General features: G+C 69.1%; 22 protein-coding genes and 2 pseudogenes. 12 read left to right on the top strand and 12 right to left on the bottom strand.

The annotated features are described in order from the left end of the window. Positions 1 to 1161: ABC transporter permease (locus tag ACWDSL_RS41765; RefSeq protein ID WP_450493422.1), on the top strand; the 1161-nt coding region annotated here is incomplete at its 5' end. Positions 1162 to 1300: 139 nt separating this feature from the next. Here ACWDSL_RS41765 and ACWDSL_RS41760 read toward each other — a convergent pair. Beyond that, the gene (locus ACWDSL_RS41760; RefSeq protein ID WP_450493420.1) at positions 1301 to 1609 is read right to left on the bottom strand and encodes a transposase; all 309 of its coding nucleotides are present in this window, start codon (positions 1607 to 1609) and stop codon (positions 1301 to 1303) included. A gap of 30 nt (positions 1610 to 1639) precedes the next feature. Beyond that, positions 1640 to 2250 (bottom strand): annotated as a pseudogene (locus tag ACWDSL_RS41755) (transposase); the annotation flags it as partial. 989 nt (positions 2251 to 3239) lie between these two features. Here ACWDSL_RS41755 and ACWDSL_RS41750 point away from each other — a divergent pair. Together ACWDSL_RS41750 and ACWDSL_RS41745 are read left to right on the top strand one after the other, a co-directional pair. Further along, positions 3240 to 3407, top strand: coding sequence for a hypothetical protein (locus ACWDSL_RS41750; protein ID WP_450493418.1), 168 nt, complete (start codon positions 3240 to 3242; stop codon positions 3405 to 3407). Between the two features lie 6 nt (positions 3408 to 3413). After that, complete coding sequence (locus ACWDSL_RS41745) at positions 3414 to 3797, top strand: VOC family protein (protein WP_450493416.1); 384 nt, start codon at positions 3414 to 3416, stop codon at positions 3795 to 3797. A gap of 228 nt (positions 3798 to 4025) precedes the next feature. Here ACWDSL_RS41745 and ilvA read toward each other — a convergent pair whose 3' ends face one another. Next, positions 4026 to 5291 carry a threonine ammonia-lyase IlvA gene (ilvA, locus tag ACWDSL_RS41740; protein WP_450493414.1) on the bottom strand — a complete coding sequence of 422 codons (1266 nt, stop codon included), beginning with the start codon at positions 5289 to 5291 and terminating at the stop codon, positions 4026 to 4028. 28 nt (positions 5292 to 5319) lie between these two features. Between ilvA and ACWDSL_RS41735 the strand changes: the two genes are divergently transcribed. Then, positions 5320 to 6120: an IclR family transcriptional regulator gene (locus tag ACWDSL_RS41735; protein WP_450493413.1), complete on the top strand. Its 801-nt coding sequence runs from the start codon at positions 5320 to 5322 to the stop codon at positions 6118 to 6120. Here ACWDSL_RS41735 and ACWDSL_RS41730 read toward each other — a convergent pair. From ACWDSL_RS41730 to ACWDSL_RS41710, 5 genes are read right to left on the bottom strand one after another with little or no spacing between them, the layout of a single operon-like run. Next, a complete protein-coding gene (locus ACWDSL_RS41730) occupies positions 6086 to 7084 on the bottom strand; it encodes a glycerate kinase family protein (protein WP_450493411.1) in 999 nt (332 codons plus the stop codon). The genes ACWDSL_RS41735 and ACWDSL_RS41730 overlap by 35 nt on opposite strands. Then, positions 7081 to 8055, bottom strand: a complete 975-nt coding sequence (locus ACWDSL_RS41725) for a 2-hydroxyacid dehydrogenase (protein ID WP_450493410.1) — start codon at positions 8053 to 8055, stop codon at positions 7081 to 7083. The genes ACWDSL_RS41730 and ACWDSL_RS41725 overlap by 4 nt, the downstream gene beginning before the upstream one ends. Beyond that, on the bottom strand, positions 8052 to 8993 hold the full coding sequence (locus ACWDSL_RS41720) for a hydroxymethylglutaryl-CoA lyase (protein ID WP_450493408.1): 942 nt from the start codon (positions 8991 to 8993) through the stop codon (positions 8052 to 8054). The genes ACWDSL_RS41725 and ACWDSL_RS41720 overlap by 4 nt, the downstream gene beginning before the upstream one ends. Further along, the gene (locus ACWDSL_RS41715) at positions 8993 to 10228 is read right to left on the bottom strand and encodes a CaiB/BaiF CoA transferase family protein (protein ID WP_450493407.1); all 1236 of its coding nucleotides are present in this window, start codon (positions 10226 to 10228) and stop codon (positions 8993 to 8995) included. Before ACWDSL_RS41715 ends, ACWDSL_RS41720 begins: the two co-directional genes overlap by 1 nt. A gap of 34 nt (positions 10229 to 10262) precedes the next feature. After that, the gene (locus tag ACWDSL_RS41710) at positions 10263 to 11678 is read right to left on the bottom strand and encodes a GntP family permease (protein WP_450493405.1); all 1416 of its coding nucleotides are present in this window, start codon (positions 11676 to 11678) and stop codon (positions 10263 to 10265) included. Between the two features lie 68 nt (positions 11679 to 11746). Here ACWDSL_RS41710 and ACWDSL_RS41705 point away from each other — a divergent pair, with 68 nt between their 5' ends. From ACWDSL_RS41705 to ACWDSL_RS41690, 4 genes are all read left to right on the top strand, one after another. Further along, positions 11747 to 12244 (top strand): LysR substrate-binding domain-containing protein, encoded by a 498-nt coding sequence (locus ACWDSL_RS41705; protein WP_450493403.1) that lies wholly within the window; start codon positions 11747 to 11749, stop codon positions 12242 to 12244. Positions 12245 to 12479: 235 nt separating this feature from the next. Next, positions 12480 to 12944 (top strand): RidA family protein, encoded by a 465-nt coding sequence (locus ACWDSL_RS41700; RefSeq protein WP_450493402.1) that lies wholly within the window; start codon positions 12480 to 12482, stop codon positions 12942 to 12944. After that, positions 12941 to 13930, top strand: a complete 990-nt coding sequence (locus tag ACWDSL_RS41695) for a threonine ammonia-lyase (RefSeq protein ID WP_450493400.1) — start codon at positions 12941 to 12943, stop codon at positions 13928 to 13930. The genes ACWDSL_RS41700 and ACWDSL_RS41695 overlap by 4 nt, the downstream gene beginning before the upstream one ends. A gap of 529 nt (positions 13931 to 14459) precedes the next feature. Further along, entirely contained in the window at positions 14460 to 14738 is a 279-nt protein-coding gene (locus ACWDSL_RS41690; protein WP_450493398.1) for a hypothetical protein, read from the top strand. A gap of 46 nt (positions 14739 to 14784) precedes the next feature. On the opposite strand, the gene ACWDSL_RS41685 is transcribed toward ACWDSL_RS41690, so the two are convergent. The 4 genes from ACWDSL_RS41685 to ACWDSL_RS41670 form a co-directional block, all read right to left on the bottom strand. Continuing rightward, positions 14785 to 15456 carry a transposase domain-containing protein gene (locus ACWDSL_RS41685; RefSeq protein ID WP_450493424.1) on the bottom strand — a complete coding sequence of 224 codons (672 nt, stop codon included), beginning with the start codon at positions 15454 to 15456 and terminating at the stop codon, positions 14785 to 14787. 304 nt (positions 15457 to 15760) lie between these two features. Beyond that, positions 15761 to 16387, bottom strand: a complete 627-nt coding sequence (locus ACWDSL_RS41680) for an RraA family protein (protein WP_450493396.1) — start codon at positions 16385 to 16387, stop codon at positions 15761 to 15763. Next, positions 16384 to 17040 (bottom strand): RraA family protein, encoded by a 657-nt coding sequence (locus ACWDSL_RS41675; protein ID WP_450493394.1) that lies wholly within the window; start codon positions 17038 to 17040, stop codon positions 16384 to 16386. Before ACWDSL_RS41675 ends, ACWDSL_RS41680 begins: the two co-directional genes overlap by 4 nt. After that, positions 17040 to 17702, bottom strand: a complete 663-nt coding sequence (locus ACWDSL_RS41670) for an RraA family protein (RefSeq protein ID WP_450493393.1) — start codon at positions 17700 to 17702, stop codon at positions 17040 to 17042. The genes ACWDSL_RS41675 and ACWDSL_RS41670 overlap by 1 nt, the downstream gene beginning before the upstream one ends. Before the next feature lie 74 nt (positions 17703 to 17776). Between ACWDSL_RS41670 and ACWDSL_RS41665 the strand changes: the two genes are divergently transcribed. From ACWDSL_RS41665 to ACWDSL_RS41650, 4 genes and pseudogenes are all read left to right on the top strand, one after another. Further along, a complete protein-coding gene (locus ACWDSL_RS41665; RefSeq protein ID WP_450493391.1) occupies positions 17777 to 18676 on the top strand; it encodes a LysR family transcriptional regulator in 900 nt (299 codons plus the stop codon). 400 nt (positions 18677 to 19076) lie between these two features. Continuing rightward, the gene (locus ACWDSL_RS41660) at positions 19077 to 19286 is read left to right on the top strand and encodes a transposase domain-containing protein (protein ID WP_450493389.1); all 210 of its coding nucleotides are present in this window, start codon (positions 19077 to 19079) and stop codon (positions 19284 to 19286) included. Positions 19287 to 19310: 24 nt separating this feature from the next. Then, positions 19311 to 19844, top strand: a complete 534-nt coding sequence (locus tag ACWDSL_RS41655; protein ID WP_450493388.1) for a hypothetical protein — start codon at positions 19311 to 19313, stop codon at positions 19842 to 19844. A gap of 36 nt (positions 19845 to 19880) precedes the next feature. Beyond that, a pseudogene (locus ACWDSL_RS41650) lies at positions 19881 to 20155 on the top strand (integrase core domain-containing protein); the annotation flags it as partial.

The following is a 20155-nucleotide window of genomic DNA, read 5'->3' as shown; positions in this document are numbered from 1 at the left end:
GGCATCACCGCGCTGCTGCCGTGGCTGGTCGAAGCCGTCGTCAAGCGCTTCGGCGGCGGCCCCGTCCCCTGGCAGCTCGCCACCCGGCGGCTCCAGCTCAGCAGCGGCTCCGCCTCGCGCGCGGTCAGCGGCATCGCTGTCGCGGTGGCCGGCGCGATCGCGATCACCATGCTCTTCGTCACCGCGGAGAGCGACAACACCCGTTCAACCGGACAGGACTCGACCCGCGCCGATGTGCTGGCGGATGCCAAGGTGGACGCCGGCGCGCAGGCGCAGGACGTCATCGCGCGCTACACCCACACCAAGGGCGTCCGCGAGGCCCTCGGCTTCGCCAACGCAGGGGTCGGCGTGATGGTCGGCGACTGCCGCACGCTGAAGGAACTCGCGCGGATCGGCGACTGCCGCGACGGCGACGTCTTCATGGCCAGGCACGCCGATGTCGACTACTTCACCAAGCCGGGTGCCACAATTAACCTCGGCTTCGGCGAGGACGACAACCCCTCCCGCGGCAAGCCACGGCTGTGGACGATCCCCAAGTCCGCGCGCGTCGTGACCGTCAAGAAGGACCCGGTGGGCAGCGAGCGCTCCGGCATCCTGGCCACCCCGGGCGCGCTCGACATCACCGACCTGAACAAGCCCTCGGTGCAGATGATGCTCCGGCTCGACCCGAACGTCCCCGACGCCATCGATTACGCCCGCAATACGACCGCCGCGATCTCCCCCCAGGCAAACATCTACGAGCTGCGCGACACCACGCAGTCGAGCGAATTCAAGAGCATCCAGCGCGGCCTGTTCATTGGCGCCTTCGCCATCCTGCTGCTGATCGGCGCGAGCATGATCGTCTCCATGCTGGAGCAGTTGCGCGAACGCAAGAAACTGCTGTCGGTCCTGGTCGCCTTCGGCACCCGCCGCACCACCCTCGGCTGGTCCGTACTGTGGCAGACCGCCATCCCAGTGGTCCTGGGCCTCGCCCTGTCAGTCGCGGGCGGAATCGCCCTGGGGGCGATCCTGCTCAAGATGGTCGACAAACCGGTCGCCGTGGACTGGACGAGCGTCACCACGATGACCGGAATCGGCGCGGGCGTGATCCTGCTGGTCACCCTGGTCAGCATGGGGCCACTTTGGCGCATGATGCGCCCGGAGGGGCTCCGTACGGAGTAACGCGCGAGCGACACACTGGTGGACGCCGGGCCCTTCCCCCTAGGGAAAGGGCCCGGCGCTCGCGTGTTTCAGGATTTCAGAGCCTGTGCCCCCCGTTGGGGTGAATCACGTCGTACGGGACACATGACGGTGGCCCGGCCTACGACGGTGCTTCCAACAGAAGCCATTGGGAGGCCCACCTTGTCCGCAACCGACGAGCCGCGCGTTCAGCGCAAGCCGCTGACTCTGCTTGAGTGCCGTCGCTGCGCCTGACGATCGAAACGACCAGCGCGAGCGCGGCCAGGCAGTACCCGACGAGGCTGCCGGTGTAGCCGCCGTCGGCCCGGACCAGGGCCAGCCGGTGGTGGGTGCCTGCCACTTGCTCGAGCAGCACCTTGGCGGCGGTGCGGTCTCCGATGTTCGCGGCGGTGACCATCACACCCAGCAGCAGGCCGAGCGTGCGCGACATGCCGCTTGCGGCCGTTACTGACTCCGGTAATCAGGGTCCGTCCGGTCTCTCGAGAGCGAGGCCCGTCCCGGCGAGGAATCCGGCGCGGATGGCGTGCCGGTACTGCAGCGCCTTGAGCCGCCTGCGGAGCAGAGTCTCCAGCTCGCCGAGGGCGCGGGCGGCCAGGCTGGCCAGACTGCGCTTGATGTGCGCCCACATGCCCTCGACCGGGTTGAGTTCGGGCGCGTATCCGGGCAGCAGAACCATGGTCAGCCACTCGCACTGCGCCACGAGTGCCTGCATCGTCTTGGAGATGTGGGTGTTCAGTCGGTCCCACACCACGATCAGCGGGGCTTTCAGTAACTGGTGGGCGCCGTCGAGCAGGCGGATGTAGTCCGTCTCGCCCAGCGAGCGGCGTTCACCCTTCCGCCCTGTGTGACGACGCAACCGGTAGCACAGGCGGGCGGGAAGACCGGGCCGGTAGCACAGCAGCCCGGCGACCGACAGGCGCCCACGGCTGCGGCCGGGCACCTTCACGGTCGGGGTGATACCGCGCCTGCCTCAGGTACGTCCCTTGGGCGGACGGCCGGTCACGCCCGCTTCATCCTCGAAGCAGATGAACGCGCCGGACGCCGCCCGCGCGGTTTTACCTCCTGCCAGGTCTGCGGGTGCCGATAAATCATCCACGCAGGTCGGGAGCCTGATCACAGATCTTCGGTTCTCCTCGACATTCGCCCAAGTGCCTTCACCCGCAAAGAGCCGGGGCGGCATCATGATCTGTCGTGCTGCTGCGCCTGGCCTACCTCGCCACGACCAACGCCCTGGCGTTCCTACGCCTCCTGCCGATGAGCGACCGAGACAAGGACATCGAGATCCTCGTCCTCCGGCACCAACTGCTTGTCCTGCAGCGTCAGCGACCTCATGACGAAGCGCGAGGATCTCGGCGTTCTTCGCGGCAGTCGATCGGCCCAGCAAGAGAAGGCAGCCCAGTAGTCGACAGAAGATCAGGTAGAGCAGTCGCAGACCCACGATCAGCGATCATGCCCATACTTCGGCGATCGAAAAGCCCCAGGTCAACCACCGCACGGCAATAAAGACACCCTTCACCCACCGAGCCAAGCCCGGCGCAGCCAACCGTCTGTCTCCAAGGGCCCTATGCGCTGCGTTCGGTCCTCGTGATACCGATGTCGGAGCCCAGGCGCCGACTCTCGCGGTAGGCGGGGCCCGCCCGTGCCGCGCCGACGCCGGTGATACCCGGGTCGCTGAACGCCCTGGGCAAGGCGCCTTGATGGCAGATGGGGCGGTCGTCGCGCCAGGCCCGACCGATTGCCGATCCCACCGGACTCCCCGAAACCCCCACGGCGCCCAGCGGGACGAAAGAGAGCGGGACGTGACTGACACCGAGACGACAGGCGGCAGGGTCGGCTTCATCACTGCCGAAACACAGCTCGCGGTGGTGCGCACCGCGTCGCGGTGTTCGGCACGATCTCCCCGGGCTGGTACCACAACCGCAACGCCACCCGCTCCTCAACGAGCGTGTTGTACACACCTTCCCTGGGCAGTGCGGAGGCGACTGACCTGTGCGGGACCGATGGGGCCGAGTTGGCGCCGCAGCCGCCCGTGCCTCCTCGGCCCCCCTACGATCACTACAGTGGCCGCCGCCGGCCTGCTCGAGCTGCGCTCCCTGACCGCGGACCAGCACACTCCGGGCACCAAGCACGCTCAGACCGTCGTCGGTGACACCTCCCTGATCGGGGCGGCGCGGCGGCTCCGGGATGCGTTGACATCCAGCAGGAGAAACGGACGAGTAGAGAGGTAGCGAACGATGCAGATCCAGCGTCTCGACCATTTGGTGCTCACGGTGGCCGACATCGATACAACGGTCGACTTCTACACGCGTGTCCTGGGCATGGCGCCGGTCACCTTCAAAGGCGGCCGCCGCGCGCTGTCCTTCGGGCACAGCAAGATCAATCTGCATCAGGCCGGAAAGGAGTTCGAGCCCAAGGCCCGGCGCCCCACCCCGGGGAGTGCTGATCTGTGCCTCGTCGTCGACGAACCCATCGACCGTGTGCTGAGGGAACTGGCCGATCTGGGGGTGACGGTGGAGGAAGGACCAGTCGAACGAACGGGAGCCACGGGGCCGATCATCAGTGTGTATCTGCGCGACCCGGACCAGAATCTGATCGAACTCAGTAACTACCTCAGCTGAGGCGCGCACTCCGGGAGGGCTCCAGCCTCCCGGAGGATCATCAGCTCGCCGAAGAGGAGAGGTCATCCATGGCTGGTCTGCCGGGGCAGCCACAGGTGTGCTGTCCGGTCGGCGCCGAGTGTTCACTCGGCGCCGCGGACGGTGGGTGATCAGGGTGACGCGGGCCTCCGTTCCCATGGAGGCCGAGGCTGTCCGCGGCGGTGGGCTTGGACCACGGGGCGCGGAATGTCAGGTCAGGAACGTGAAGAGCGGGCTGTCCGGAGGGACGCGCTCGATCCGGTGCGGGGCCTTTGCCATGCGTTCCAGCAGCGACTCGAGGCCGTCAGGCGCACCGAGTTCGATGCCCACCAGTGCTGGGCCGGTCTCGCGGTTGTTTCGCTTCATGTACTCGAAGAGGGTGATGTCGTCGTCCCGCCCCAGCACGGCGTCGAGGAACCATCGCAGTGCACCCGGTTCTTGCGGGAACTCGACGAGGAAGTAGTGCTTACGTCCCTCGAAGAGCAGTGCGCGTTCTACGATCTCGGCGTACCTGCTCACGTCGTTGTTGCCGCCCGAGACGACACACACGACCGTCGCGCCGGGCTCCAGGCCGAGATCGCGGTCGAGCGCGGCGGAGGCCAGGGCGCCCGCCGGTTCGCTGATGATGCCGTCAGCTTGGTAGAGGTCGAGCATCTCCACACAGACCCGGCCTTCCGGCACCGTGAGCAGACGAGGCGGCTGCCGCGCGACGACCGCAAAGGTGTGTCTGCCGACCGTGCGTACAGCTGCGCCGTCGACGAAGGGATCGAGCTCCGGCAACGTGACGGGACCTCCGGCGGCCAGCGCCGCTGCCATACCCGCCGCACCCTGCGGTTCGGCCCCGATCACCTGGACAGTCGGGTGCGTCTCACCGAGCCAGGCGATGGCGCCCGCGAGGAGGCCGCCACCGCCCACGGGGACGATCACCGCATCCGGAGCGCGTCCGAGCTGCTCGACGGCTTCCCTCACCACGGTGCCTTGTCCGGCGATGGTGCGCGGGTCGTCGAAGGCTGGTACGAGCGTCGCTCCGGAAGCACGGGTGTATTCGGTCGCCGCAGCAGCGGCGTCGTCGTAGGTGTCGCCCTCGACAATCATGTGAACGTGCTCGCCACCGAGTGTCCTCACCCGGTCCCGTTTCTGCCGGGGTGTCGTCCTCGGCAGGTACACCCGGGCAGGCACGCCCAGGGATGCGCAGGCCAGTGCGACACCCTGGCCGTGATTGCCGGCGCTCGCGCAGACCACACCGCGCCGGCGTTCCTCCGCGGACAGCTGTGCGATGAGGTTGTAGGCGCCGCGTGCCTTGTACGACCGCACGGCCTGCTGGTCCTCGCGCTTGAGCCACACGTCGAATCCGTACCGCGCGGACAGCCGCTCGCTGCGGTGCAGTGGGCTCGGCCGGATCACCTCCGCACACCGCCGGGCGGCCTCGACCACATCCGCTGCGCCCACGATGCCGGTCCCACTGTGCTCAGCCACCCATTTCTCCTGTCGTATCGTTATGCGCATGGCAGCCCGAGGTAAGTCCGCCACGGTGGCGAACGAAGGGGCGAAGCAGGCGCCGCTGCTCGTCCTGGGAAAGATCGCCGAGATTCTCAACGCTTTCACACTGGCCCGGCCCTCGATGAACTTGCGCGAGATCCAGCAGCAGACCGGACTGCCTGCCTCGACCGTTCAACGCCTGGTGACGAACCTGGTCGCGCACGGGTTTCTCGACCGTTCCGAGGACACGTTCCGGATCGGGGTGAAGATGGCCTACTGGGCGGCTGCCGCGGCCAAGGACCTCGACATCCTCCAGGTGGTCAACCCCGCCCTGAAGGACCTCCGCGACCAGACCGGGGAGACCGCATGCTTCTTCCGCTCCGAAGGCTCCCAGCGGGTGTGCATCGCGGTCGCCGAAACCCGGCATGCCCTTCGCCGGGAGATGTCGGTGGGGAAGATCGCCCCCATCACCGTGGGGTCGTCGGGGCGTGTGCTGCTGGCCTGGGATCCGGATCTCGCCGAGCGGGTGCTGCGGGAAGAGCTTCCACAGCTGACCGAGAGCACCGTGACCGACAGGGACGAACTGCGCGGGCTGATCAAGCAGACGCGTTCCGAGGGGTATGCCATCACGGTCGGTGAACGCATCGACGGTGCGTCGGGCCTCGCGGCCCCGGTGTTCGATTCGGCCGGGGATCTGGTCGGGGCGCTCATGGTCCACGGGCCGACGCTGCGCATGCCTTATGAGCGGTGCGTCGAATGGGTCGATCTGGTGGTGGAGCATGCCGAACAGATCACCCGAGCGCTTGGCGGCCGGTACCCTGCCTGACCCGCAGCCGCTGTCCGATGGCCCGGCCTGCCGCTTCCATGGCTGCCTCGTCGCTCGCCACGATGACGTCCGTGAACTCCTCGCACAGAGGCCCGAGATCCGCGCCGACGGAACCCGCCACGGCGAAGCACGCGATACCGGCCGAGCGGGCCAGCACGGCGGACACGATCTTCCCTTGACTACTCTGTACGTCGAGCCGTCCCTCTCCGACGACGACAGCTTCCGCGTCGGCGAGGTGGTCGTCGAAGGACAGCGCGTTCAGGACGTAGTCCGCGCCTGATACCAGCTCGGCGTCGAATTGTGCCCACATCGCCCCGGCGAAGCCTCCGGCAGCCCCGGTCCGTGGCACGTACGTCGGGTCGCGCCGCAGCAGCCTCGCCCGATGATGCAGGCGCAGGGTCAGGGCGGCGACCTGCCCCACGTCCGCACCCTTCTGGGGGCCGAACACCCGTGCCGCTTCGGCGTAGGGGGTGGTGACGTCGGTCAGGACCGTCACCGGTGTGCCGCGCAGACCGCCGCGTTCCTCGATCGCCCGCAAGGCCCCGAACCCGCCATCGCTGGTGGCCGATCCGCCGGCCGCCACGACGATCTCGGTGGCACCCTGACGTACGGCGTCAGCCATCAGCATCCCGACGCCGTACGTGTCGGCGGTCACCGGATCCCGCGAGCCTTCGTGCGGGGCGTTGATCCCGCACACCTGGGCGAGCTCGATGTAGGCGGCGCCGGAGGGCGCGAGCGCGACCATTCCCTCGCATTCCGCCCCCCAAGGGTTGCGGGCCGGCGCGGCACGGTGGCGCAGTCCGAGGGGTTCGGCGAGGACGGCGAGGGTTCCCTCGCCGCCGTCGGCCACTGGGACGAGCACGGGGACGGCCGGGGTCTGGGCCAGTCCCCGGCCGATCGCCGTGGCCACCTGTGGTGCGGTGTACGTGCCCTTGAAGCTGTCGGGCGCCACGACGACCTTCATCGCCACGCCTCCGGGTTCACCGCGTGGGCCGGCATCTCTCCCCGCGCCATCGCGACCGCGTTGTTCGCGCAGACCTCGGCCATGGTGGCGCGGACGGAGCGGGTGGCGCTGCCGACGTGGGGCAGGAGGGTGGTGTTGGGCAGGTCAGCGAGGCCATCGGCGAGCGCGGGTTCGTCCTCGTACACATCGAGCCCCGCCCCGGCGATCTCACCTGAGCGCAGCGCCTCGACGAGTGCCTTCTCGTCCACCACGGGCCCGCGCGAAGTGTTGACGAGGCAGGCCGTCGGCTTCATGACGCGAAGGGTCTTCTCATCTACGAGATGGTGTGTGGCGTCGGTCAGCGGGACGTGCAGCGAGATGAAGTCGCTGGTGCGCACCAGGTCGTCCCACTCGGCGTACTGCACCCTACCGGCGAGGTGTCCAAGCCGCTCGGCGGGTACGGGTCCGCTGCGTGCGGTGTAGCGCACGGTCATGCCGAACCCGAGAGCGCGTTCCGCCGTCGCCCGGGCGATCCGTCCGAAGCCGACGAGTCCGAGCGTGGCCCCGCTGACGTCACTCCCGAGAAGCAGCTCGGGTTGCCAGCCCTGGTATTTCCCCGCGCGGACGAAGCGGTCCGCCTCCACGCAGCGGCGTGCCGTGGCCAGCAGGAGAAGCATCGCGATGTCGGCGGTGGCGTCGGTGAGGACACCGGGAGTGTTGCCCACGAGGATTCCGCGCCGGGTGGCACTGGCCACGTCGACGTTGTCGTATCCGACCGCGTAGTTGGAGATGCCCTTGATCGTCGCGTCTTCCAGTACGGCCCGGTCGAACAGATCTGTCAGCTGGGCGACGACGACGTCGACGTCCCCCGAGGAGCATTCCCGGCGCAGTTCGCCCGCGGACAGCTGCCAGTCGGGTACGCGCACCTCACCGGCCGCCTCCAGAATGTGCATTCCGGGAGCCGGGATGGCGGTGGTCACCAGGAACTTCATCGGCACGCCTGCGCATCCGGTGCCGCCACGGCCCACTCGAACGCGGTGGTGCTGGAGTGCGCAGCCTGACCTGCCCGGGAGCGGTTCGGCTCGTCCAGTTCCGCCAGCAGCCCGTCGGCCAGCTCGACCACGGCGCCGAAGGTGTCCGGCGTCAGCCAGTCGGGGCGCAGCGCGAAGAGCAGGTCCTCCGTCGCGGCGTTCCCGCTGGCACCGGGTGCGAACGGGCAGCCGCCGAGGCCGCCGAGTGCCCCGTCCAGTTCGCTTGCTCCGGCGGCCACCGCGGCCAGGGAGTTGGCGACACCCATCCCCCATGTGTCGTGCCCGTGGTAGACGATCCGTCGCGCGGGCGATCGCGTTGCCACTGCGGAGACCAGGCTGGTCACCTGGGCTGGTACGGCCTGCCCGAGGGTGTCGCACAGCACGATGTCCTCGGCACCCTCCGTACGGGGGTCGTTGGCTATCCGGAGCACCGTTTCCTCCGGGACGAGGCCGTCGAACGGGCAGGTGAACGCCGTGGCGATGCAGAGCTGGATGCGCCCGCCGGCCGAGCGCGCGTGCTCGATCGCCACCGGCATGGCGGCGAGGCTGTCCTCGGTCGACCGGCCGATGTTGGCCTGGTTGTGGCGGTCGGACGCCGACAGGCAGTACTGGAAGTTCACCGCGCCCGCCCTCGCCGCCTTCTCGATGTGTCGTGGGGTGGCCACCCAGACCCAGGACCGGGCGAGCTCGTCCGGATCCAGGTGTTCGATCACCTCCAGCGTGTTGGCCATGGGCGGGACGAGGGCCGGATTGGCGAGCGAGCCTATCTCCACGCTGGGAATGCCGAGGGAGAGGAGTTCACGGACGACAGCCACCTTCCGGTCGGTGGACAAGGGCTTGCCGGTGAGCTGGAGGCCGTCGCGCAGCGTCACATCGCGCAGAGTCACAGGGGTACTCATCACTTCTTCTCCATCTCCATGATGATCGCGTCGGTCTCCTGGTCGTCCTTGCCGAGCAGTTCGGTGAGCACCTGTCGGGTGTGCTCGCCGAGGTCGGGGCCAAGGGACCGGACAGGCAGGGACCTCTCGCCGAGGACCGGGACGATGCCGGGGAATCCCACCTCCTGAGGCTCATCCGCCGCTATGGAGACAGGTAGCCGCTGGATCATGTCGCGGGCGGCGAACTGCTGGTCCGCGCAGATGTCCGCCGCGGTGTAGATCGGGCCCGCCGGGACGCCTGCGGCGTCGAGGGCTTTGAGTACGTCGTCCCGAGGAAGCGTCTTGGTCCATGTGCTGATCGCGCCGTCGAGTTCGTCACGACGTGCCCATCGCTCCGCGTTGGTCTGCAGTCCGGGATCGTCGGCGAGATCAGGGCGCTCGATGGCGCGCATATAGCGCCGGAAGATCGCGTCTCCGTTACCGGCGATCACCACGCTGTGCCCATCGCCGCACTCGTAGGCGTTGGTGGGGGCGATGCCCTCCATCCTGCCGCCGACCCGCTGCCGTTCGAGGCCGTAGGCGAGGTAGTCCGGAACGAGTGATTCCATCATCGAGAACACGGCCTCGTGCAAGGCGACGTCCACCGTTCGCTCGGACAACGGCGACCTCGTGGGGACCCGCTCGCGCTGCAGGAGCGAGATGACGGCGCCGAACGCCGCGTACAGGCCCGCGATCGAATCACCGATGGACACACCGACCCGGGAGGGCGGGCGGTCTGCTTCCCCGACCAGGTGGCGCAGGCCTCCCATGGCCTCGGCCACCGCGGCGAACCCCGGGCGGTCCGACAGGGGCCCGGACTGGCCGAACGCGGAGATGCGGGCCAGCACAATGTCGGGGTTGGCCTCCTCGAGGGCGGCGGGGCCCAGTCCCCAGCGCTCCAGCGTGCCGGGGCGGAAGTTCTCGATCACGACATCACATCGCCGCACCAGTTCCAGCACGGTCGCCCGGCCGCGGTCCGTTTTGAGGTCGAGCACCACCGACTTCTTGTTGCGGTTGATGGTGCGGAAGAGCATCGAGACGTCACCGGCGTAGAGCCGCCAGTTCCGCAACTCGTCTCCACTACCAGGGCGTTCGATTTTGATGACCTCGGCACCGAAGTCCGCGAGCAGTCGCCCGGCGGTGGGGCCCGCGATGTAGTTGCCGAGTTCGAGCACACGCACTCCGTGCAGCGGCAACTGTGTGCTGCGGTTAGTCATGAGTCCTCACGTAATAGGTGGGTGATAGGGGAATTCAGAGGAGGGCGCTCAGCGCGAGGATCGGGCCCATCGCGACGACGGAGGCGACGGAGACCCCGACCGAGCAGGTCTTGAGGGTGCCGCGGGTGGTCTGGCCCATCAGGGACTGGAGCAGCCAGAAGGTGTTGCTGGTCAGGTGTACGAAGAACAGTGATCCGGCTCCTGCGGACAGCGCGATCAGTACGGGGTCGAGGCCCAGGGTGGGGGCCACCGGCGCGAGCAGACCGGCGGCAGTGATCGCGGAGATCGTCACCGAGCCGACGGCGACGTGCAGCACGGCGGCCACCAGCCACACCATCAACAGCGGGGCCCAGGTGTTGGCCTTGAAGTACTCGCCGAGGATGTTCCCCAGCCCGCTGGCGGCGATCACCGCTGCGAGACAGCCTCCGACGCCGTTGAGGAGGAGGATCTGCCCGCTGTCGCGCATGCCCTTGCTCAGCGCGGCGTCCACCCGGGGCTGTCCGAGGTAACGCCGGGCGACGAGGCAGGTGACGACCAGGCCGAACAGGAGGGCCACGACCGGGCTGGAGAGCAATGCCACGACGGAGTTGTGCCACCCCGCCACCTGGGAGAGGGCTCCGGTGGCGATGAGGAGGAGGGAGACGAGGAGGGGCGAGAAGAGGAGGAGAAGTCGGGGCTGCGGCTGGGTACGGGCCTTCACCTCCACGGCCGTCATGGTCCCGCCGCCAGGGGTGTTCTGCCCGTCGGAGTCCGTGTCGCCGACACTGTCACTGTCCGCGGCTGCGCTCGGCGAGGGCCCGGAAACGTCCTCTTCGTCGAGCGCCGGGTTCCACCAGCCGCGCGTCAGCGCGAAGCTCATGATGGTGATGGCGATGGCCACGGTCGGGACGACGACGATGAGTCCGTACAGCAGGTACGTGCCGAGCGGCACATTGAGGAGCGCGGCGAGTGCCAGCGCTGCGGCACCGGGGACCGTGAAGACGATGCCGCACTCCAGCCCGATCGCCAGGGCGGTGGCCATGCGGGCGGTGCCGTACCGACCGAGCTTGGAGGCTATGCCCTTGGCCAGCGGCCCGGTGATCACCAACAACACGTCCAGATAGACGGACTGCAGAAACGTCGTGATCGTCAATGCCATTGCGTGGGGGATCCGCCTCGGGCCCGCGATGCGCAACAGGGTTTCGACGAGGCGCTCGATGGCTCCGAGCTCACGCAGGAGGGCTCCGATGAGCACCCCGAACGCGATCAGGAGTCCGATGTCGGCCATGACGTCGCCGAACCCCTTGGTGATGGTCTTCACGGTCTTGTCGACCCCGAGGCCAGTCGCGAGTCCCAGGTAGCAGGCCCCCAGAACCAATGCGACCACGGGGTTCATCCGTAGCCGCACGATCAGGAACACGATGGCGATCACAGCGACGGCCGTGTTGATCAAGATTGCGGTATCTGACATACCTACCGTCCGTTTCGTGCGAGATAGGGCGCATACGAAGCCAGCGACCCGATCCGGTGGCCCGCATTATGAGCATGAGCCCACGATGTGGGTCAACAGTCTGGAAACATGCATCTGCGGAACCGCGCGCAGGCAGGAACGGCATCCGCGGGCGCGCACCGCTCGTGAAATCGACGTATCGAGCCCCAACTGCCGCCACCGCGGCGCCTGTCCGGCCGCGCCGCCTTGTCGGGCAACCTCCTCTTGCGGGAGCGCCCGCCACCGCTGTGGCCGAACAGGCGGGACTCACTCCGCGCATCGTCTTCGAGTCGGCGAACTACAACGTGGCCCAGTCCCTTGTGGGCACCGGAATCGGGGTGACGGTGCTCTCCAGACTCACGGTCGCGCCCACACCGGGCGCCGTGCACCGGGAACTGTTCGAGCCGCGGCTGATACGCGAGATCTACGCCGTCACCCCGGCCGACACCTGCCTGGTGCCCTTGGCCGATGTCCTGGTCGGGCTGCTGAAGGAGGTCGCCGACGAGATCCGCGAGGCGTGGGAGGCCCAACCGCTTGACCTCTCCTGAGGAGCCGGGCTGACCTGGGGAGATGCGGGAGCTACGCCCAGTAAGACGCTGTCGATATCGACGAGAGTCTGAATCAGACTTTGCCTCTATGGCGGGTGTCTGGTGCAGTGAGCGAGGCGACGGCGTCCGCGAGGCGCCACACGCGATCACGATGGAGAAGAGGGCGCGGAGTCACTGCCGGCTGTCTTCCCACAGGCGAGGGCCTCAGCCCAGATCACCCGAAAGGACACGCGGCTTGTCCGACATTCAAACCCGTCTCGAGGATCGGGGACTGCGTCTCCCGGAGCCCCCGAAGCCCAACGGAAACTACATCCCTTTCGCCCGGTCGGGCCGCCAGATACTCGTGGCCGGACAGACCTGTCTGACCGACGGAGTGCTGCAGTACGAAGGGGTCGTCGGCGTCGACCTCACCGTCCCCGAGGCCCAGCAGGCCGCCGCACTGTGCGCGCTCAACGCGTTGGCCATCGCCGGCCTCGCCTGCGACGGCGACTTCGACCGCCTCCGGGCACTGAAAGTGACCGGCTTCGTGCGGTGCGGCACCGACTTCGCCGACACGCCACTCGTCATGGACGGCGCCTCCGACGTGCTGGTTCTGGCCCTGGGCGAACGGGGCCGCCACGTCCGCGCCGCGGTCGGGGCAGCGGCCCTGCCACGCCGCGCGCCGGTCGAGATCGAGACCCTCTTCGAGGTGGAGCAATGACCGATGATCCCGTGCCCGGCTTCGGCATCGACGCCATCCGCGAGGCCGCGAAGCGCCTGGCCGGCCGCGCGGCGCGGACGCCGCTGCTGAACTCCCCGATGCTGGACGACCTCGTCGGCGGCCGCGTCCTGGTCAAGGCCGAATGCCTGCAGCTGACGGGCTCGTTCAAGGTGCGCGGAGCACTCAACGCCCTGCTCGCCCTGGACGAGGACGCGCGCCGCGGCGGGATCGTGACCTACTCCGCCGGCAACCACGGCCAGGCCGTGGCCGCCGCGGCACGGCACGCCGACTGCCCCGCGGTCATCGTCATGCCGCGCGATGCCCCCCGCATCAAGATCGACAACTGCCGCTGGTGGGGCGCCGAGACCGTCTTCTACGACCCGGAGACCGAGGACCGCGAAGAGGTCGCGGGGAAGATCCTTCAGGCGCGCGGCATGACGCTGATCCCGCCCTTCGAAGACCCCAGAGTCATGGCGGGGCAGGGCACCGTCGGCCTGGAGATCGCCGAGCAGGCACGGGAGCTGGGCCTGACCCCGGACACGATCCTGGTGAACTGCAGCGGCGGCGGACTGGCCGCCGGCGTGATCACCGCCCTCAACCACGAGTTCGAGGGCCTGGCCAACCACATCGTCGAGCCGGCCGGCTTCGACAAGATGGCCCGGTCCCTCGCGACCGGCCGCGTGTGCTCCAACCCACGCCCGCCGGGTGGCGTGATGGACGCGATCTCCGGCCCGGTGGCCGGTGCACGCCCTCTGGCCGTCCTCAGTCGCCACGAGGTGACCGGTCTGACGGTCACCGACGAGGAGGCCCTGGCAGCGGTGGGCGTGGCCCACCGCCTCCTCAAGATCGTGGTCGAGCCGGGTGCCGCGGCGTCCCTGGCGGCGCTGCTGGCCGGGAAGGCCGACGTACAGGGCAGGACTGTGGCGCTCGTGGCGTCGGGCGGCAACGTCGATCCGGCTGTCTACCGCCGGGCACTGTCTGACTGAGGCGGCACCCCGCTTTCGTCGGGCGCCGGTTCCTCCCTACAACGCGCCGGGGTGCGGGGACACGACGGTGCGGGTCTGTCGCGGATCTCGGTCCCTCCCCCGCACGGTCCACGCCAGCGCCGAACGCTGACGACCTTCGAGGGCACCTGATGATCCTGCCACGGCCGTCCCAGGCCACAGCCCGTGTCCAACAGTTCTCCCCGCACCCACCGGAGCGACCCCGCCGACGGGAGCCGTGATTCCGGCGGTCGGGAGAACCCGACTTCCCCACGCCATTCGGTCTTCGTCCCACCACCGCGGGCCATCACCTGGACGTCGCAGCGCTATCCGCAGCGTTGCCCGGCGCACGCATGGTCGTGCTCTGCAACCCGTCCAACCCGACCAGCGCGGTGCTGCCGGCCAGGCGACTCACGGCTCGGCGAACTCCTCGTCGGGACCGACGTGCTCGTCCTCGTTGACAAGGCGTACGCCGAACTCGTCCACGACTGCGTGTAGGTCGTCTCCTCGCTCGGCATCGCCTCAAGGACCCGTGACCTTCGTCACGAAGCGACGGGCAGTCACGGACGTGCTGCACAGCAACGAACCCAAGCGCGTCTTCTATGCGTTCACCCGCTACGACGTTGACCTGCCCTCAACGGAAGTGGTCCGGCTGTTCCTGCAGGACAGCGTCGCCGTACGTTCCGGCACCGAGTTCGGCCAGCGGCCAGCGGCACATCCGGCTGTCCTTCACAGTCCCCTGGACACGCTCGACGAGGGCATCGCTCGCCTTGCCTCGGCGCTCGGACCGCTTCGGGCCGAGCGGGTCTAGGTCCAATGCCGTGACTCTGTTGGTGATCTCGAGGGGGTGCTGACGGTCAGCCGGTTTGATGGGTCGCGCTGGAGGTGTGTGGGGTGGCCTCGGGTTCTGGGGGGGGTGGGAGTGGTGTCGTTGCGGCCGAGGAGTTACCAGCGGATTCCGGCGAGGACCGTGCGCACGGCGTGGGCGGCGTGCCCGAAGGGGACACCGGCGATGCTGCTGTGCGACCGACTCGATGTGCTGTTCGAGGATGAGGAGTTCGCGGACCAGTTTCCGTCCGATGGCCGTCCGGGGTTCTCGCCGGGGCAGCTGACGCTGGTACCATCCTCACCTGCGGAAACGCAGCCCCGTCCGGGTTACGGGCACCTCCCGGACGGCCGAACTCCTGTCCGTTCGCTCGGCTGTCGGCTACATCCCGGCATGTGCCGTCCACCGCCACCAAGCGCAGGCCCCGCCAGAACGCACCCGGTTTCTCCTGGTCCACCAACGGCCTGGCGGTGGCGGCGAACAGCACCCGCAGCGGCTCCGGCCCCAGCCGGTCACGGGCCCGGAACAGCGACGACTTCGCCGGAGCCCGCCACGAACCACCCAGCCCGGCACACCGCAGACTCTCGACCAGATGCGCAGCACCTCCAGATACGGCGCGGGCGAGAACAGTGCCAGGCCCAGGGCGAAGTAGACCACCAGCCGGGCAGGCAGCAAGTTCGGTCCGGCCACACGCCGCAACCACCCGATCCACCAGACCCGGCGAATACACCCAGGTCAACAGACCAAGGCCCGATGACTCCGGCACACTCTCAGCCACGGGCACCACCCCTGAGACGGTCCCACCAGGCTGAACCCACCAACTTACGCAACCGCATCGGCCCTGGACGGCGCACCCCTGGCAAGTCCTCGACTCCGTCCCGGTTCACAACAGCCCGGCCCGGCCCATCCCTTGGCAGCCGAGGCTGTGTGCCGGGGATCACGGCCGTAAGCCGAAACCGGGCGCGACGTGTACGACGCCGCGCCCGGCAGCAGCAGAAACCCGCCCCTCAGGTGCGTGGCCCGGACATCCCGGAGCCGCTGGGCAAGCTGTAGTACTCGAGCGTCGTCACACCGCTGCGAATGGCTTCGAGCGCACGCCGCTCGGCAGCGACGCGGCCATCGGACTGGTCGAGAGTGCCGGCCACGGCCTCGGCCGGCACGACCACCACGCCATCCGCGTCGCCGACGACGAGGTCTCCGGGGTGCACGACCACGTCGGCCACACGGACGGGGACATCGAACTGGCCGGGGTGTTCCTTGCCGGTGCCGACCACGGTGACGTGGCGGGCGAAGACCGGGAAGTCCAGCTCCGCCTGCTCGGCCGCGTCGCGTACGCCGCCGTCCGCTACCAGGCCGAGGATGCCCCGCTGCTGGGCGGCGACGGCGAGGATCTCGCCCCAGTGGCCGTGCCGGGCGCCCTGGAGGTCGACCACCAGGACGCTGCCGGCGGGAGCGGCGGCCACCGCGCGGTGCAGGGCGAGGTTGTCGCCACCAATGCCCTGCACGGTGAACGCCGGGCCGGCCACCCGGGCACCCGGCCAGGCGGCGCGCAGGGCCGGGTCGCAGGCGCGGGCGGCCGAGGAGGAGGCCTCGTAGAGGGTGGCGGTGCTGTGTCCGCGTGCCGCGTCGGTCATGCCTGGCTCCTGGTCTGCAGCTTGTGGTAGCCGAACTTCTCCCGGGCCGCGCGCAGGGTGCTGCCGGTGCGCGCGGCGGCGACGATGTCGGCCTCGACGCGCTCGATGCGTTCAGCGGTCTCGGTGACCCGCTCCGCCTCGGCTGCGGGGACGGCGATCACACCGTCTGCGTCGGCGCAGATCAGCGTGGAGGGGCGGATCTCGACGCCGGAGACGGTCACCGGCTCGCCGACGGCAACTAGGCGCACCCGGTCCTTGCCGGTGCGCATGAACCGGCCGCGGCTGAAAAGCGGGTAGTTCTGCGTCAGCAACGCCGATACGTCGCGGCAGACGCCGTTGATCACCGTGCCGGCGATGCCGCGGTGGGCGGCGACCTCGGTCATGATGCCGCCCCAGACGGTGACGTCGGTGCGGCCGTCGTTGTCGATGACGACGACCGCACCCGGCGGAACGTCGTCGAGGAAGTCGCCGACCGTGCCGCCGACGGTGTCGTCGACCGACGCGTAGCGCACGGTGAAGGCCGGGCCCACCACGCGAAAGCCGGTCGCCAGGGGGGAGAGACCGTGCAGCGCGCCCTCGATCCCAATCCGGTCGAGGGCGTCGGAGATCGCTGCGGTGGGCAGAGCGCGCAGCCGCTCCACGAGGTCACTCATCACTTCGGCTCCGTTCCGGCCAGGCGGGCGTCCCGCATCGCTTCCGGCAGCGGCACCCCGGCCCGTACCTCGGCCTCGATGGCCGCCTCACGGTCGGCGAGCCGCTGGGCGCCCTCCAGTACCTCGGTGGCGCGCTCGCGGGGTACGACCACGACACCCCCCTCGTCCGCGAGCAGCACATCGCCCTGCCGCACGGTCACCTCTCCGATCCGAATGGGCTCACCGGACGACTTCTGCCGCAGCCGGCCGCGCGCGGTCGCCGGCACCTGGGCGCGGGCGAACACCGGAAAGCCGAGCTCGCGCGCCTGTCCGACGTCCCGGCAGGCGCCGTCCGTGACGACACCGCGGACACCGCGCACCGAGGCGCCCACGCTGACGATTCCGCCCCACGACGACACGTCCGTACGGCCGCCGCTGGCGACCACAACGACGTCCTCGGGACCGGCCTCGGCGATCGCGCCGGTCAGGATGTGGGCGCCGCCCTGCTCCCCGGTCAGGGGTTCGAGCTCGACGGTCCGCGCGAACCCGGCCAGTTTGGGCGTGCCCCACATCGGGCGCAGACCGCCCTGTCCCGGCGGCAGGCCACAGGTGTCCAGGGCGTCGGACACGGTCGCGCTGTCCAGCGCCGCGAACTGTGCCAAGAGAGAAGTTGCAGCTGTCATGTTCCTCAGTGAAACAACACGACTTCATATACTGAAGGTCTGATTTCCTATCTCATCAATATGCGGAGCGACTGATGATTGAGGTCCGCCAGGCCCGCTACTTCCTCGCCGTCGCGGAGACGCTCCACTTCGGCCGGGCCGCAGAACAACTCGGCATGTCACAGCCGCCCCTCAGCCAGGCGATCCTCCAGCTGGAGCGCCAACTGGGCGTGCGACTGTTCGACCGCAGTGGACGGAGAGTACGGCTGACCGAGACCGGCCGGGCGTTCGCCGAGGAGTGCCGCAAGCTGGTGGCAACCGCCCGGCACGCCCACGAGGTGGCCGCCCAGGCCGAGGCCGGACTGGTGGGCACACTGCGGATCGGCGTGGTGACCTCGGCCCTCAGCGAACCCCTGCTGGGCACACTGTCCGACTTCCGGGACGCCCGACCCCACGTCGACCTGCACCTCACCGAAGTCGACACAGGAGAGGGCCATGAGGCTGTGGCCCGGCACGAGATCGACATCGCCGTCATCCGGCCCAGCGGGCCGGTCCGCGGGCTGCGCATGCAACCCTGGCGCCACGACCAATTCGTGATCGCCCTCCCGGCTGGGCATCCACTGGCCGAGGACACCACGGACCCGGTCGACCTTGCCCGGTTCGTGGACGAACCCTGGGCGTGGCTGCGACGCGAAGCTTCCCCCGACTACCACGACCAGCTCATGGCCACCTGCCGCAGAGCCGGGTTCACCCCCGAGGCGCGCCACATCGCCAACTCGATCCTGACGCAGCTCGCGATGGTGGCCTGCGGCCTCGGCGTCACCCTCGTACCGAACGTGGCCGTCCGCTCAATCCAAGGACCCATCGTCTACCGGCCCCTCACCGACCCCGCCGACATCGTCGAACTGTCCCTCGTCTCCCGAGCCGACACGCACGAGCCACTGGTACAGGAGTTCTTGCGGCACGCCTCCGCTCACCGGCAGGAGATGGTCTAGGCATGTCCGGGGACGGGTGGTGCCCTCAATCGCCGCCCGCCCCGGTTCGCACACCGCACGTGCCCCTCCGAGCGGCCGGTGCTCGTCGCCGAGCTGGCTCGCGTTGCTTCGGTCGGTTGAGCTGCTTGAGATGTCAGGTGCGCGCCACCACCAACGGCTCCTTGTTCGTGCCCACCGGGCATGGGGCCTGTGCGTGCCGCCGGGCTGCGCTCGTGAGAGCGGGTTGCGGCGCAGCCCGCACACTACCGGGGCCTGACCAAGACCCAATACCGGGAAGTTTGCGGTCCGGGGCTGCTGTCAAGCGGTTCGGTGAAGCTGATGTAGAGGGGCGGGGCTCCGCGTAGGACGGAAGTCGGCCAAGACACCGTTGCTACGAGGAGCCCAGTTGGTTCAGTCTGGCATGCCCGCACACGCCGATGGCGGTGGAAAGGCTTTCGCGGCGGGGCACTTGGAGGAGTTGACGGAGATCATCACGCCGTCGCTGGTGGACGAGGTGCTGGCGAAGACCGGGCGGGTGCAGTCGCGGGTGCGAAAACTGCCTTCGTGGGTGGTGGTGTACTTCGTGCTGGCCATGGCGCTGTTCGGCGCGTGCGGGTATCGGGGCGTGTAGGCCGCGCTGGTCGCCGCACCGCGCATGCCGGACGTCGACCCGTCCGCGGCAGCATTGCGCCAGGCCCGACGCCGGCTCGGCTCCGCGCCGCTGTCCACATTGTTCGACCAGATGAAGGGGGCGGTAGCGGCCGAGGACGCGGCTGGATCGTGGTGGCGGGGGCTGCGGACGGTGGCTTGGGACAGCACGGGCATCCTGGTGGCGGACAGCGAAGCCAACCGGTCGTACTGCGGCCGGGCCTCCGGAGCAGGCAGAGTGTGCGGATATCCCATGATCAGGCTGTCCGCACTGGTCGAGTGCGGAACCAGGGCGCTGATCGACGCGGTGCTCGGGCCGTGGACCCAGGCCGAGGAGTCCCAGTGCACGGCACTGTGCCGGGCGCTGAGACCAGGCATGCTGCTGCTGGCCGACCGGGGCAGCAAGGGCTTCGCCCTGGCCCGGTCGGCCGCGGCCACCTGCGCGCAACTGCTGCAGCGGATGAGCGCCGACCTGCCAGCCTGTAGGTGCCGGGAATTATCCGGCCCCCTGTGCCGCTCGAAAAGTCATCGCCGCAGGTGAGCGGGGCGCGGTCAGTCCGCTGGGGTCATGTCCTCTGTGATCGTGTCCTTGTTGTACAAGGTGACCCGGAAGCTGCTGACTGTTCCGTCGGTGCTCCTGCGTCGTGGGACGGCGAAGGAGGCGGAACTGCTGGTGCTGCGGCACGAGAATGCTGTCCTGCGTCGCCAGTTGGCCGGGCCGGTCCGCTATGAGCCTGCCGACCGGTTCTGGTTCGCTGCCCTGTCCGGGCTGATACCCCGGCGCCACTGGCTCAAGATCTTGCCTGTCACCCCCGGCACCCTGCTTGCCCGGCATCGCAGGTTCATCGCCGC

The organism is Streptomyces sp. NPDC000941 (assembly GCF_053599555.1).
This window is presented reverse-complemented; position numbering and strand designations above follow the sequence as displayed.